This window comes from Streptomyces sp. NPDC002623 (assembly GCF_053592635.1).
Window position 1 is genome coordinate 16,554 of sequence record NZ_JBSFWB010000039.1, and the last position, 14,556, is coordinate 31,109.

13 protein-coding genes are annotated in these 14,556 nt (G+C 72.1%); 1 reads left to right on the forward strand and 12 read right to left on the reverse strand.

Annotated elements, in window-relative coordinates; genetic code table 11:
* Positions 1–195: 195 nt before the first annotated feature.
* Genes ACWD4O_RS40930 through ACWD4O_RS40950 form a run of 5 tightly spaced genes read right to left on the reverse strand, consistent with a single transcriptional unit; the run spans position 196 to position 3,017 of the window.
* Positions 196–435 (reverse strand): hypothetical protein, encoded by a 240-nt coding sequence (locus ACWD4O_RS40930; RefSeq protein ID WP_451288125.1) that lies wholly within the window; start codon positions 433–435, stop codon positions 196–198.
* A 34-nt stretch (positions 436–469) separates the two neighbouring features.
* Positions 470–631 carry a hypothetical protein gene (locus tag ACWD4O_RS40935; RefSeq protein ID WP_451288126.1) on the reverse strand — a complete coding sequence of 54 codons (162 nt, stop codon included), beginning with the start codon at positions 629–631 and terminating at the stop codon, positions 470–472.
* Entirely contained in the window at positions 624–1,274 is a 651-nt protein-coding gene (locus ACWD4O_RS40940; protein ID WP_451288127.1) for a DsbA family oxidoreductase, read from the reverse strand. The genes ACWD4O_RS40935 and ACWD4O_RS40940 overlap by 8 nt, the downstream gene beginning before the upstream one ends.
* Positions 1,275–1,295: 21 nt before the next feature.
* Positions 1,296–2,234: a cyclase family protein gene (locus ACWD4O_RS40945; protein ID WP_451288128.1), complete on the reverse strand. Its 939-nt coding sequence runs from the start codon at positions 2,232–2,234 to the stop codon at positions 1,296–1,298.
* 36 nt (positions 2,235–2,270) lie between these two features.
* Positions 2,271–3,017, reverse strand: coding sequence for an SDR family NAD(P)-dependent oxidoreductase (locus ACWD4O_RS40950; RefSeq protein ID WP_451288129.1), 747 nt, complete (start codon positions 3,015–3,017; stop codon positions 2,271–2,273).
* Between the two features lie 119 nt (positions 3,018–3,136).
* On the opposite strand from ACWD4O_RS40950, the gene ACWD4O_RS40955 reads away from it, so the two are divergent.
* Positions 3,137–3,727, forward strand: coding sequence for a TetR/AcrR family transcriptional regulator (locus ACWD4O_RS40955; RefSeq protein WP_451288130.1), 591 nt, complete (start codon positions 3,137–3,139; stop codon positions 3,725–3,727).
* A 168-nt stretch (positions 3,728–3,895) separates the two neighbouring features.
* Here the strand turns inward: ACWD4O_RS40955 and ACWD4O_RS40960 are convergent, their stop codons facing one another.
* From ACWD4O_RS40960 to ACWD4O_RS40990, 7 genes are all read right to left on the reverse strand, one after another.
* Positions 3,896–6,034 carry an acyl-CoA dehydrogenase family protein gene (locus tag ACWD4O_RS40960; protein ID WP_451288131.1) on the reverse strand — a complete coding sequence of 713 codons (2,139 nt, stop codon included), beginning with the start codon at positions 6,032–6,034 and terminating at the stop codon, positions 3,896–3,898.
* 67 nt (positions 6,035–6,101) lie between these two features.
* Positions 6,102–6,839, reverse strand: coding sequence for a glucose 1-dehydrogenase (locus ACWD4O_RS40965; RefSeq protein ID WP_451288132.1), 738 nt, complete (start codon positions 6,837–6,839; stop codon positions 6,102–6,104).
* A 48-nt stretch (positions 6,840–6,887) separates the two neighbouring features.
* Positions 6,888–7,973: an NAD(P)-dependent alcohol dehydrogenase gene (locus tag ACWD4O_RS40970; RefSeq protein WP_451288133.1), complete on the reverse strand. Its 1,086-nt coding sequence runs from the start codon at positions 7,971–7,973 to the stop codon at positions 6,888–6,890.
* Between the two features lie 25 nt (positions 7,974–7,998).
* Positions 7,999–9,516 (reverse strand): aldehyde dehydrogenase family protein, encoded by a 1,518-nt coding sequence (locus tag ACWD4O_RS40975; protein ID WP_451288134.1) that lies wholly within the window; start codon positions 9,514–9,516, stop codon positions 7,999–8,001.
* 35 nt (positions 9,517–9,551) lie between these two features.
* Positions 9,552–9,947, reverse strand: a complete 396-nt coding sequence (locus ACWD4O_RS40980) for a Zn-ribbon domain-containing OB-fold protein (RefSeq protein ID WP_451288135.1) — start codon at positions 9,945–9,947, stop codon at positions 9,552–9,554.
* A 14-nt stretch (positions 9,948–9,961) separates the two neighbouring features.
* Positions 9,962–11,140: a thiolase family protein gene (locus tag ACWD4O_RS40985; RefSeq protein ID WP_451288136.1), complete on the reverse strand. Its 1,179-nt coding sequence runs from the start codon at positions 11,138–11,140 to the stop codon at positions 9,962–9,964.
* 34 nt (positions 11,141–11,174) lie between these two features.
* A complete protein-coding gene (locus ACWD4O_RS40990) occupies positions 11,175–14,366 on the reverse strand; it encodes a crotonase/enoyl-CoA hydratase family protein (protein WP_451288137.1) in 3,192 nt (1,063 codons plus the stop codon).
* Positions 14,367–14,556 lie beyond the last annotated feature (190 nt).

Here is a 14,556-nt window from a genome sequence, read left to right on the forward strand (position 1 = left end):
CTCGAGTCGCGGAGGAGCGAGGCGGTGACGACACCGGCGGTGCGGGCTGGTACGGCAAGGCCGGAGCGGGCTGGGACTGTCATCCGGTCGGCCGCGCCGACGAGCGCCCTGCCGTCGTTGCCTGGTGAGACTCTCTGGCGAGGAGCCGGAGCCGACACCCCGTCAGCCCGGTGCTCGACCGGCGGTGCCGCTCGGTCAGGCCGGGCACCGCCCCGGCCGGCCGGTGGACACCGCCTCGGCCGCCAGGGCGTCGGAGGAGTCGCTGATCCGCTCCCCACGCACACCGATCCCGGGAAACAGCGCCCGGGTGGCCACGGCCTCCATCGAGAGTGCCTCGTATCCGACCTCGCGCAGGAGGCCGAGCACGGCGTCGTAGAGCTGGGCCGCGCGCACGGGGGTGAAGCGGCTGCGGGGAGCGGTCGACTGCTCGGCCATGACGTGCTCCCCTCCCGTGTGGCGTAGAGCATATTCAGCTGCGGGTGGTGGCGGAGTCGGCGTCCTCGCCCGCGCGGTGCGGAACTTCCTGGTCGGCGCTCACACACACCCCGGTCTCGACATCGCACCAGCCACCCCCGTTCGGCTCGATCTCGATGAGCTGCGGCGGCGCGGGGGCCGGGGGTGTGTCAGCCATTGATCTGCTCCCATGCCTGGTCGATGGCGGCGGCGTACTGGGGGGTGCTTGCCGTGCCGGGGATGCCGAGGCGTCGGCCGAGGACGGTGAACGGCACTCCACGTGCGCCCAGGGCCACGGCAGCGTCGTGATCGGCCTGTACGGCATCGGCGTAGCGGTCGGTGGCGAGTACGTCGCGGATCTCGTCGGCGGGGATGCCGAGCTTCTCGCCGAGGCGGACGAGCGTGTCGTGCTCGAAGGCGTCGGGGTTGCCGCCGAACAGCGTGGCGTGCATCGCCGACATGTACTCCCAGCCGACGCCGTGCTCGGTGCCGAGGTGCACCAGGCGCAGCATGTCGAGCGAGTTGCGCACGGGCCGTTCGAGGGCGTAGGGCAGGCCGTCGGCGGCGGCCTGTGTGGCGACGGGGGTCTCCATCGCGCGTGCCTGGGCGTCAGTGACCCCGAACTTCGCGACCCGGTACTCCGGGATCCATGAGACCTGGGTGGGAACGTTCGGGTCGAGCTGCCACGTATGGATCTTCAGCTCGATGTCGGCCGCGTGCGGGGACTGCGCCACCGCGGTGCTCAGACGATGTGCACCGACGTAGCACCAAGGGCAGAGCACATCCGCCCACACGTCGATCGTCAGTCGGGGGGATGCCATCTCGGGTGCCGCCTTCCCTCACTACTTGAGTGCCATGGGGGTGATGGGGGAGCCCACCGAGCCGGTGACCTTGAGGCCGGGGGCGCACAGGAGGAACTCCCAGACGCCGTCCTGGGCGCAGTCGGCGGCGAGCGCCTCGAAGTCCCACATCTCGCCGAGCGTGAGGCCCATGTCCCGGATGGCGATCTGGTGGAACGGGGCGTAGGTGCCTTCGACCGGGGACGGGTAGACCTCGACGGCCCAGTTGTCCGCGGCGACGGCGGCGACCTCACGGTCGTACAGCCAGCGCAGGGTGTCGAGGCCGAGGCCGGCCTCGGTCTCGCCCATGTACCGGTCACGGTCTCCCTCGGCGAACCACCGGTGCCATCCGGTGCGGACGCAGAGGATGTCGCCGGATTCGACGCGTACGCCCTGGCGTTCCTCCGCCTGCGAAAGGTCGGCCGCGGTGACCTCGTAGGAGTCCGCGAGCCGGTCCACGCCCTTCAGCGCGGCGATGTCCAGGAGCACTCCGCGCGAGATCGGGCGTCCGGCGACCTTGTCGAAGGAGTTCCTGGCGGCGCCGGTGAAGTTGTTCACCGTGGCCGCGGGCGCGTTGTTGTAGAGGTGGCCGTCGTATCCCATGTGGGCGAGACCGTCCCACTGGGTGGCCGCCTGAAGGCTCATGACCACCAGGTCGTCGGTGCCGAACATGCCGTCGGGGGCACCGGCGCTGTCCGAGGGCAGCAGGGTCATCATGTGCTGGGGGTTCTCCCGGAAGGTGTTCGGCGTGGCCGGGCCCTCCTTGCCGAACGACATGCCGAGATCGAAGGTCTTTCCGGTCCTGACCAGCTGCGCCGCGGCGACGAGCTTGGCGGGGGTGATGAAGTTCAGCGTGCCGATCTCGTCGTCGTCGCCCCAGCGCCCCCAGTTGCTCAGCTCCTTGCCGAGTGCGTGGTGCGGCCAGGTCATGGTGTCGCTCATGTGTTCTTCCTCAGGTGTTCGGGTTCGGGGTGGGGGTCAGAGCTGGGTGTGGCCGCCGTCGACGACGAGGTCGGAGCCGGTGGTGTAGCGGTTGTCGTCGGCGGCGAGGAACAGCACGGCTGCGGCGATCTCCTCGGGCCGGCCCAGGCGGCGCAGGGGGACCATGGCGGCGAGGGCGGCGAGGGCGGTGCGCAGGGCCGCCGGGTCGTCCTGGGTGTCGATGGCGGGCGTGTCGATGGGGCCGGGGCTGACCGTGTTCACCCGGATTCCCCGGTCCTTGAGCTCGCTCGCCCAGGTGCGGGCGAAGGAGCGTATGGCGGCCTTGGTGGCGCTGTAGACGGTTCGTGTCGCAGCGCCGTTCAGGTGTCCGGCGGAGCCCATCAGGACGATCGAGCCGTTGTCGTTGAGCAGCGGCAGAGCCTTCTGCACGGTGAAGAACGTGCCCCGGGCGTTGATGGCGAAGATCCGGTCGAAGTGCTCGGGCGTGGCCTCGGCCAGGGTGGCCTGCTCGCCTCGGCCGGCGTTGGCGACGAGGACGTCGACGGATCCTCGCTCCTCCCTGACCTGTTGCCAGAGCCGGTCGAGGTCTTCGAGGCGGGAGATGTCGACGGGGACGGCCGTGACGTTGCCGCCGATCTCGGCCCGGGCTTTGTCGAGTCCCTCCGTGCTCTGGCCGGTGATGTACACGTACGCGCCTTCGGCGACGAACGTCTTGGCGGTCGCCAGGCCGATTCCGCTGCTTCCACCGGTGATGACCGCGGTCTTGCCGTCCAGCTTGCCCATGACGGGCCTCCCACTTTTCGTGTAGCGATCGCTAAAGCGGTGAACGGCTACACTGTAACGACCGCTAAAGCGATCGTGCAAACCGGGCCCGCGCAGGAGCCGGAGAGAAGGGAGAGGCCATGCCCAGGGGAGGTAAGCGCGCCTTCGACGAGGAGGCCGCGCTGGATGTGGCCTTGGAGCTGTTCTGGCGACAGGGCTACGAGGCCACCTCGATCGCCGACCTGACCGCGGCGATGGACATCCGGCCGCCGAGCCTGTACGCCGCCTTCGGCAACAAGCAGCAGCTCTTCGAGAAGGTTCTGGAGCGCTACGCCCAGGCGCGCTCGCCCCTCTCCCGCGAGGCGCTTGCCCAGCCCACGGCACGTGAGGTGGCGGTGCGGCTGCTGACCGGCCTGGTCGAGGCGTACACCATGCCGGGCAAGCCCCGCGGCTGTCTGACGGTGCAGGCGGGACTCGCCTCCGGCGAGGACGGCCGTGCGATCGTGGAACTGCTCACGGCCGCTCGTGACGACTACCGGCAAGCCGTCCGTGACCGGTTCGAGAAGGCCGTGGCCGACGGGGATCTGCCCGCTGGCACCGACTGCAAGACCTTGGCCCGCTTCCTCATGGCCACTGTCGAGGGTCTCGCCGTCCACGCCGCCTCCGGCGCCCCCCGCGAAGAACTCCTGGCCGCCGCCGTCCTTGCCGCGCGCACGGTCCCCGCCGCCTGACGGCCGACACGTCCAGGCCGTGTTCCAGCGGTCCGCCGCAGCGCACGGCGGCACCGCCCGCCACGGGCAATCACCCATCAGGGCCTGGACGACGGCAAGAGCTCAGGTGTGTTGGACAGGGAGGGGGGAGGGCGCGGTCGGCTCCGGAAGGGGAACGCGCGCGGGCGGTCAGCGGGGCAGGCCCAGGCCCCGGGCGATCATGCCGCGCTGGATGTCGTTCGTGCCCCCGCCGACGACGTACATGATGGACAGGCGCAGGCCGTACTCGAAGGCCCCGCCGCCGGGCACGCCGGGCGCGGATGCCGACAGCGCGGCGTCAGGGCCGAGGATGTCCAGGACGGCCTCGCCGAACCTCTCGGCGAGTTCACCGGCCAGGACCCCGGCCATGGGGGCCGCGAGGCGCCCGACGGTGCCCCGGCCGGCGGCCCGGAGCCCGGCGGCGACCAGGGCACGGGTGGCCTGCACGCCGACGGCCAGTTCCGTCACCAGGGCGCGGGCGTGGGAACCTCGCGGGCCGACCGCGGCGCCGGAGTCCTCACGGGCGAAGGCCAGCAGGTCGTCGAGCTGGCGGTGCAGAACGGCGGCGATGTTGCCCATGGCGACCCGCTCGCCCGCGAGGGAATCGGTGATGACCTTCCAGCCGCCGTTCACCTCCCCCACGCGCAGGCTGTCGGGAACCCGGACGTCGTCGTAGAAAACGGTGCAGGCGATCTCGCCGGACAGCGCCCGGTGCCGCTGCACGGTGATGCCGGGCGTGTTCATCGGGATGAGGAACATGGTGATGCCCGCGTGCCGGGGGGTGGCGTCCGGGTCGGTCCGCACCGCCAGCCAGACCCATTCCGACTCGTGACCGCCGCTCGTCCACAGCTTCTGTCCGTTGATCACCCAGCCCTCTCCGTCGCGGACCGCGCGGGTGCGCAGCGAGGCGAGGTCGGAACCGGCCTCCGGCTCGCTGTAGCCGAGGCAGAAGGTCAGCTGTCCCTCGCGGATCAGCGGCAGGAACCGCTCCCGCTGCTCCGGTGTGCCGTGCCTGAGGATCGAGTCGCCGAGCAGCGTGACAGCACCCAGCGCCTTCATGACGGGCGCCCGCCGGTAGGCGGCCTCCTCGTTGAGGACGACCTGTTCGGTCAGCGAGGCGCTGCGGCCGCCCGCCTCCTCGGGCCAGGTGAAGCCGAGCCAGCCGCGGTCCGCGACCGCTCGCACGAGTTCCTCGTCCTCGCCCATCTCGATGCGGCCGAGCCGGTCGGCGTAGGTGTCGAAGAGGGCGCGTACCTCGGTGCGGAACGCTTCGCCCGTCTCGCCCTGGTCGCCCGTCGGCAGTGATCCGGTGCCCTCGACCAGGACGTCGGCCACGTCGCCGGAGGCGCGGGGCAGGGTCCGCAGACGGGTGACGTCGCCATGGACGCGGCGGAACAGCCAGGGGGCGTCGTGCTCCTCGAAGTAGCCGATGGCCGCGAGGGTGTGGTGTGCTCCGAGTTGGACGCGGGGGGCGGCGGTACGGGCGTGCTCGACGGCGATCTCGGCCGCGAGCAGGCCGTCGGGCAGGCCGTGCTCCAGAGCCTGTACGGCGTCGGCGACCAGCAGGTTGCCCGCGCCGATGTCGATCTGGCAGGTGGCGGTGCGCTGTTGGACGGCTCCGAAGGAACCGATGACCTTGCCGAACTGGCGTCGCTGCTCGGCATGCTCGACGGCCATCTCGTGGGAGCGCTCGGCTGCCGCGAGGGCCCGGACGGCCAACTGGAGGCGGAGCAGGACCACTGCCTCGTCGGCGGTGCTCGCGTCGATCTCCACGGTGACCGTGGGCTCACCCGGTGTCACCGTGGACCAGGCCGGGACCGCGAGGCCGGCTGTCTCGTCCGTCCGTGTCATCCGGCGCAGCACCGCTGTGCCGCCGGTCGCGGGGAGGGTGAGCAGGTGGGTGGCCTGCCGTGCCGCGTCCAGGTGCCGGACCTGCGGCTCGCTGCCGTCACCGACACAGGCGACGACGCGCACCTCGCCGCGGCCGATGCCGTCGACCAGGTCCTCGTCCCGGGCGAGGAGGCGAGTGGCCACGAAGGCGTCCATCACGGGCAACGGGCAGGCCGAACGGCCGAGTTCGCGTACCGCGGCGACGGCGGCGGCGAGCGCTCCCTCGGCGCCGAGTTCCAGCCAGCCCTGCTCGGCGGCGGAGTGCCACAGCTTCAGGAGATCGGCCTCGGGGGCGGCGGTGGGGCCGGGCCAGTGGTCGGTGAGCGTCCCCTGCACGCTCTCGGCGAAGGCCGACACCTCGTCGGGGGTCATGGGGGTGAGCGGCGTGATGGCAGGCATGCGGTTCCTCTCAGGTTTGCGGCGGCGGGGAAGGTCGGGTGGGCCTGCTCGTGACAAGGAGGGGCGGTCACACCGCGGTCTGGCCGCCGTCCACGACGAACTCGGCACCAGTGGAGTAACTGGACTCGTCGGAGGCCAGGTAGAGCACGACGGCGGTGACTTCCTCGGGTTCGCCGGGGCGTCGCACGGGGATGGCCCGGATGGCCGGGTGGCTGCCGGTGAAGCCGTACTCCTCGGTCAGCGGGGTCACGACGACGCCCGGGTGGACGGAGTTGACCCGGATGCCCTCGGCGGCGAACTCCGCCGCGACGGCCTTGGTCATGCCCCGCACCGCGAACTTGGAGGCGGTGTAGGCGGTACCCATCGGGACACCGACCAGACCGGCGGTCGAGGAGATGTTCACGATGGAGCCGCCGCCGGCGCGCCGCATGGAGGGGATGACCGCCTTCATGCCCAGGAAGACGCCGACCTGGTTGATGTCGACGACGCGGCGGTACTCCGCCTCGGTCATGTCCAGCAGCGAGCGGGCCTGGCCGATACCGGCGTTGTTCACCAGGACGCCGACCGGGCCGAAGGTGTCCTCCGCGAGCGCGACGACCCGCTCCCACCCGGCGGCGTCGCTGACGTCGTGGGAGGTGAAGTGCGCCTTCGCGCCGAGTTCGGCAGCGAGATCCTCGCCCTCGTCCTTGAGGACGTCCGTGATGACGACGGACGCACCCTCCTCGATGAAGCGCCGGGCGTGCGCGGCGCCCATGCCACGTGCACCGCCGGTGATCACGGCGACCTTGCCGTTCAGTCGTGCCATGTCGGATCTTCTTCCTGCCTGGTCGGTGGGGGTGCAAGGCGCACGCGTTCAGAAGACGAGGACGGGTTTGACGACGTCTCTCTTCATGCCTGCCACCGCTCTGTTGATGTCCTCGAAGGGAAAGGCGGTGATGATCCGGTCGACGGGGAATCGGCCCTGGGCCTGCCAGTCGAGCAGCCGGGGGATGAGGTCACGCGGATTCGCGTCGCCCTCGATGGTGCCCCTGATCGTCTTGCCGTGTCCGACGAGGTCGCGGATGTCGACGGAGACCTCCGCCGTGCCGAGGGCGACCAGGGCCAGGGATCCCAGGGGAGCGAGGGCCAGGGCGGCGTCGCGGACCGCTGAGGGAACGCCGGTGGTGTCGAAGGCGTGGGTGGCGCCTCCCGAGGTGAGGTCCCTGATGCGGCCGACGACGTCCTCGGCGGCTCCGTCGAGGGTGTGGGTGGCGCCGACCTCGGCCGCCAGCGTGAGCCGCTGCGGGGAGAGGTCGACGGCGACGACGGTGCCGACGCCGAGGGCGGCAGCGGCCATGATCGCCGCCATGCCGACGCCGCCGGTGCCGAACACGACCAGGCTGGAGTCCGGGCCGGGCCGCAGCACGTTCACGACCGAGCCCGCACCGGTCTGGAACCCGCAGCCCATGGGCGCGGCGGTCAGGAGGTCGGCGTTCTCGGGGACGACGACGACGTTCTCGCGCGTGGCGATGGCGTGGCGGGCGAAGCTCGACTGGCCGAAGAAGGAGGACCACTCGTCGCCATCCCGGCCGGTGAGGGTCGCGCTGCCGTCCGGGCGGCGTCCCGCGGCGTTGAGGGCCTCGAACCGCTCGCAGTACGAGCGGCGTCCGGCGGCGCACCGCGCACAGACGCCGCAGCTGTTGTAGCTCAGGACGACGCGGTCGCCGGGTTTCACGCCGCTGACGTCGGCCCCGGCCGACTCCACGACGCCGGCGCCCTCGTGCCCGAACACGGCGGGGACGCCCGTGGGCAGCGCGGCCTTGGTGGCCAGATCGGTGTGGCAGATGCCGGTCGCCGTGAGGCGGACGAGGATCTCGTCGGGGCGTGGGTCGGAGATCTCGACGTCCTCGATGGTGAAGGCGGTGTCGGGTCCGTGGGACACGGCGGCCTGGGTACGCATGTCGTCCTCCAGGTGGGCGGTCTTGTCAGGGCTGTTCGGTGGGCCGGGTGCTCGGGGTGCGCTGCCGTACGGCGCCCAGGGCCTGGGCGACGAAGCCGCGCAGGGCGTCCGCCTCGGCCTTCCCGGCCGGCGGCAGGATGTTCTGGGCGAGCCCGGTGGGAGCCGTGCTCGCGGCGACGGTCCGGCGGTGGCTGAAGGTCAGGAAGCCGGTCCTCCCGGAGTACGCGCCCATGCCGCTGCGGCCGACGCCGCCCGACGGCGCGCCCTCGACGCCCCAGTGGACGGCGAGGTCGTTGCGGGAGACCCCGCCCGACGTGGTCCGCTCGATGAACCGGCGGAACTCCGGTCCGTCGGACCCGAAGAAGTAGGCGGCGAGCGGGCTGGGGCGGGTGTTGACGTAGGCGATGACCTCGTCGGGATCGTCGTACGGATACACGGCGAGGACCGGGCCGAAGATCTCCTCGGACGCGACGGCCATGTCCTCGGTCACGTCCAGCAGCACGGTGGGGGCGATACGGCGTCCCGCCCGCCGGGGGAGAGCGTCGGCCTCCCCCGGCGCGGCGACGGTCAGCACGCGCGCGCCCTTGGCCTCGGCGTCGGCGACGAGCGCCGTGACCCGGTCGAAGTTCTTGTCGTCGATGATCGAGACGACGTCGGGGTTGTCGAGCCAGGTCGGGAAGTGTGCCCGGACGGACCGCTCGTACCCGGCGACGAACTCGTCGAGACGGCTCCGGGGCACGAAGACGTAGTCCGGGCAGAGACAGATCTGACCGCCGTTCAGCAGCCGCATGCCGCTGACGCGTTCGGCGGCCAGGGCGACATCCGCGTCCGAGCCCAGCACGACGGGGTTCTTGCCGCCCAGCTCCAGCGTCACCGGCACCAGGTTCGCGCCGGCCGCCGCGGCCACCTTGGCGCCCACCCCGGGGGAGCCGGTGAAGATGAGGTGGTCGAAGGGGAGCGACGAGAACGCCGTCGCGGTGGCGATCCCGCCCCGTACGACGGTGACCTCTTCGGGGGCCATGCGGCCGGCGACGGCCGTCGCGAAGACCTCGGCGGTCCGCTCGGGTACGTCCGAGAACTTGATCATCACGCGGTTTCCGGCGGCCAGTGCCTCGATCGTGGGCTGGACGACGAGGACGACCGGGAAGTTCCAGGGGCCGACGACCCCGACGACGCCCTTCGGGCGGGTCTGCACGAAGGCGGGTGTCCCGGCCTCGGCCGAACCGGGAACCTCCTCGTCCGCCATCCACTCCGCCAGGTTCCGGCGGATCAGCTCCACACCGGGGATGGCGCCGACGATGTCGCTCGCCAGGTTCGCCAGGTCGGGCCGGGAGCCGAAGTCGGCGTCCAGGGCGACGCTCAGTTCCTCGGCGTGTTCCAGGACGCAGGCGAGGAAGCGGTCGATGCGGTCGAGCCGTACGTCGAGACCGGGAGGCCCCTCCTCCAGGAAGGCGGCCCGCTGGGCGTCGAGGAGGCGGCGCTGGAGCTCGGGGGACGGATCGACCGGGAGGGGCGTGGTGAGGTCCGGTACCAGGGTGCTCATATGAGGTTCTCTTTCGTACGACGTTCCGGCGACGTTCAGACGGCAGGGCGGAAGACGGGAAGCGCCTCGCCGCCCTCGGGGCGTTCGAAGGCGACGGCGACGGGCATCCCGGCCCAGGGGCGCTCGCCCGGGAGCAGGCCCCGCAGGGGCGCGTACAGCCAGGGCCCCTCGGTGAGTTCGATGAGCGCGGTCACCGTCTCGGGGGCGTCGCCGAGCGGGTGGCCGTGGAGGGCGGTCCACGAGATCACGGTGCCGGTGCCGGTGGCCGGGACCCAGGCCGGCGAGAGGGTCCGGCATGTGGGGCAGGCGTCCGACTGGGGCGCGGAATGTGCTCCGCAGTCGGTGCAGCGGCGGATGAGGAGCTCGCCGCGTGCGGTTGCGTCGAAGAAGAGTTCGGTGGCGGTGTCGCGGTGGACGACGGGGATGGTCACGGTGGCTCCAGGGCTCAGGCGTGCCGGTGGGGGCTGAGGACGAGCGTCGAGTGATGGTCGAAGCAGCCGCCGTTGCCGCTGACCAGGACGACGTCGTGGCGCGGCACCTGCCGTTCGCCCGCCTCGCCTCGGGCCTGGACGACCGCCTCCGAGAGCGGGGTCATGCCCCACAGGTAGTAGGAGGAGAGCTGACCGCCGCCGGTGTTGACCGGCAGCGATCCGCCCGGCGCGAGCGCCCCGCTCGCGGCGAAGGCCCCGCCCTCGCCCTTGGCGCAGAAGCCGTAGTCCTCCAGCGTGAGGAGGACCGTGAAGGTGTAGCAGTCGTACAGCTCGGCCACGTCGACGTCGTCGAGGGTGACCCCGGCCATCTTGAGGGCCGCCGGGCCCGCCTGGGCGGCACCGCTGACCAGGCCGAAGTCGCTGCCCCGGTGCATCGGGTAGCCGGGGTGGGCCTGCGCCCAGCCCAGCACGTGCACCGGTGGCCTGCGCAGATGGGCGGCGCGTTCGGCGGTGGTGACGATCACCGCGATGCCGCCGTTGCTGACCAGGCAGCAGTCGAGCAGATGCAACGGCTCGGCGATCAGCCTCGACGCCTGATGGTCCTCGACCGTGATCGGGGCGCGGAACTGGGCCCGGGGGTTCATGCCCGCCCAGGCCCGCTGGGCGACCGCGATGTGGGCGAGCTGCTCGCTGGTGGTGCCGTAGGTGTCCATGTGGCGGCGGGCGGCCAGCGCGTAGCGGGGGGTGGCGCTCATCATCCCGGCCGCCGCGGTGAGGCCGGCCCAGCCGTGCGTGCCGCGGCCCGCGCCCGAGTAGGCGGCGCCCGTCGAGGACTTCTCCTTCAGCGGTGCGTCGGCGAAGACGCAGGCGACGGCTTCGGCCATACCGGCCCGGACCGCCATCGCGGCGTACTGCACCATGCCGCCGGCGGTGGAGCCGTACGCCTGCATCTCGGACAGCAGTCGCAGATCGCGCAGGCCGAGTTCCGTCTGCAGACTCAGCCCGACGCCGTCGCTGACCCCGCTGCTGGTGAGCAGACCGTCGAGGTCCGAGAGGGCGAGGCCCGCGTCCTCGGCGGCGCGGCGGACGGCGTCGGCCGCGAAGTCGGCTGCGCTACGGCCGTAGACCTTGCCCGTCTCCGTGATGCCGAGGCCGGCGATGACCGGTCCCCGGGCGGTGTTCGTGGTCGTCACGATGGCTCAACTGCCTTTCGTCGTACGGCGGTTGTCAGCGGGCCTGCCAGACGGGGGCGCGCTTCTCGGCGAAGGCACGGGGGCCTTCCTGCGCGTCCTCGGAGGTCATCAGCCGCAGCATTTCCTGTTCGTTGATCTCCCAGGAGGTCCGCTCGGTCTCGACCTGTCCGGCGTCGATGCCGCGGGCGATGCGCTTGCTGGCCTGGACGGCGAGCGGCGCGTTGGCGGCGAGGCGTTCGGCCAGGGCGATCGCCTCGGCCAGGACCCGGTCGGCGGGCACGACCCGGTTGACCAGGCCGTAGGACCTGGCCGCGGTGGCGTCCAGGGGGTCGCCGGTCAACAGCAGCTCCATGGCGACCTTGGGCGGCAGCTGGGCCGCCAGCCGGAAGGCGCCGCCGGCGCCCGCGATGATGCCCCGCTTGACCTCCGGCAGACCGAAGGTGGCGTCCTCGGCGGCGACGACCAGATCACTGGCCAGCGCGATCTCGGTACCGCCGCCGAGGGCGAAGCCCCGCACGGCCGCGATGGTGGGCTTGCCGATGTGGTGGCTGACGTAGGCGGCGAAGCCCCACTCCTTGGTCTCCGGCGGCATGATGTCCTCGCCACGCGCCACCGCCTTGAGGTCGGCACCGGCGCAGAACGCCTTCTCCCCGGCCCCTGTGATGACGACGGCGCGGACCTCCGGGTCCTGGTCCGCCTCCTCCAGCGCGGCGCCGACGCCCCTGGCGACCGCCGCGTTCACCGCGTTGCGGGCCTCGGGCCGGTTGAGGGTGATGACCATGACGTGACCCTGGCGTTCCACCAGGACCGGCTTCGGGGCGGGATTCACGGGGCGGGTCTCCTTGGCGGGTACGTGGATTTCGAGAACGCCGCGGTCGACGAGCCGCTCGGTCTCCTCGTCGGTCAGTCCGAGGAGTTCGCGGCTCAGCTCGCGGGTGTGTTCGGCGGCCAGCGGGGCGGGGCGCAGGGGCGGGTCCGCAAGGTGGAGGGAGTGGGCGGGGCGGGCCTCGGTGGGCAGCGGCTCGTCGAGCGTCGGCTGCCGCAGTTCGGTGAAGAAGCCGCGCTCCGCGAGATGCGGGTCGGTCAGCAGTTCGGCCACCCGCAGCATGGGCGCCGCCGGGACCCCGGCCGCCTGAAGCAGCTCGGTGACCTCGTGGGGGGTGCGGGTCGCGGTCCAGGACGACAGTGCCTCGTCGATCAGGGCGCGGTGGGCGCGGCGCCCCTCGGCGCGGGCCAACTCCGGTTCGACGGCCAGGTCTTCACGTCCGACGACCGCGCACAGTCGCTGCCGGTCGGCGTCGTCGCGCACGCCGATCACGGCCCACTGGTCGTCTCCCGCGCAGGGATACACCCCGTCCGAGGTCGCCTGCACGGAACCCGGGTCGACCCATTCACCCGCCAGCTGCTCCGCCAGGGTGTCCAGGATGATCTCGGCCTGCGCGATGCTGACGGTGCCGCCCAGACCGGTCCGGAGCCGCCGGATCAGCTGGGCGACGACGGTCGCCGCGCCGACCCGTCCGACCACGTGGTCCGGGTAGATGGTGATCGAGTCGCTGTGGCCGTCCGGGTCGCCGGGGTAGCGCCACAGGTCGGTCAGCCCGGTGGAGGCGCGCACCAGCGGGCCGTACCCCAGTCGGCGGCTCCACGGCCCGCTCGGCCCGAAGGCACTGCTGTCGGCGATCACCAGGCGCGGGTTGAGCGCCAGGAGGACGTCCGGGCCCAGCCCGAGGGATTCGAGGGTGCCGGGCTTGAAGTTGGACAGGACGACGTCGGCTCCGGCGGCGAGCCGCTTGAAGAGGGCGACGCCTTCCGGGTCGCGCAGGTTCAGGCCCAGGCCGCGCTTGTTGCGGTGCCCCCAGGCGGTCGACGCGGTGATCACCTCACCGGTGAGGGACTGCCGTCCGCCGTCCGGGAACGCGCGGTTCTCCACCTTGACCACATCGGCGCCCTGGTCGGCGAGCATCCGGCCCAGCTCCGCCCCGGCCACGATGACACCGAGGTCGAGGACGCGCAGACCGATCAGGGGGCGGGTGCGTCCGGGGGCGACCGGCGCCGTGTCCGGGGCGGTACGGGCTTCCGCCAACACCTCGTCGTTGTGCTCGCCGAGCAGCGGGGCCCGACGGCGCGGAGCCATCCGTACCCCGTCGATCTCCAGGAACCCCGAGGGCAGCCGGGCCGTGAGCCCGGGGGCGAGTTCGGTGTCCGCGAACGCGCCGCGCTCCAGGTAGTGCTCGGCGTGCACAGTCTCGCCGGGGGTCAGTATGGCTGCGATCGGGACCCCGTGCTCTTGGCCCTGGCGTACGAGGTCGTCGCGGGTGCGGTCGGCGAAGAGAGCGCCGATCAGTGCCTGGATCCGGTCGGCCTCCTCGAAGCGCAGGGCGATGTTGTCGTAACGCGGGTCGGCGAACTCCTCCGGTTCGCCCAGCCAGGCCCGCATACCGTGCCACTGCCGGGGATTGAGCACGCAGATACGGACCAGGCCGTCGGCGCACGGGAAGATCGGGTACAGGTGTCCCGCAGAGGGCCGGCCGGGCGGCAGGTCGGCGGCGCGGCGCCCTCCGGTGGCCGAACCGCCCATGCCGAAGCCGGGGTCGATCACCTGGGTGGTGGCCTCGTGCACGGAGAAGTCGATGTGGTCGCCGTAGCCGTTCTGAAGGCTGTTGTAGTGGGCGAACAGGGCGACCATGGCCGCCTGGACGTTGGCGGTCTCGGCGACGATCGACCCCGGCAGCGGCAGCGGCGGCCGTCCCGGCAGACCGGAGCGCGACAGGACACCGCTGAAGGCCGCGTGCACGGTGTCGGTGGCCGCGTATCCCGCGTACGGGCCGGTCAGCCCGAAGTCGGACACGGTGACCAGCACGAGCCGTGGGTTGCGGGCCGCCACGGCCTCGTACGCGAGATCGGGCGCACCCGGTCGTTCGGACTCGATCCAGATGTCCGCCGTCTCCAGCAGCGCGAGCAGGCCGCGGCGGCCGTCCTCGGTGTCCAGGTCGAGGGTGACGCCGCGTTTGCCCGCGTTGCGGACGGTGAAGTACAGGCTGGATTCCTCGTGCAGCGGGGCCTTGCGGCGGGCGCGGGCGCCGCTCGGGGGCTCGACCAGGATCACGTCGGCGCCCAGGGACGCGAGGAAGCGGCCCGCTCCTTCGCCCCGCCCGTCGGTGGTGTCGATCACTCGCATCCCCAGCAAGGGGGCCGGCGTCGTGCCGCCGGTTACCGCTTCGCTCATCGTTCGCCTCCGGGACCGGGCCCACCGGCGCCGCGCACCGACGCGGGGCATGGCGGACCAGCCCGAGGCCGAGGCGAAGGGGGTCACGTCCTGGGTACGGGGAGAGAGTGTGTCCGTACCGGCGCGCGTCGGAGAAGTCGCGGCGGCCGCATGTCGGCCGTATGAACTGCGTATTTCCTTGAACCAGCCT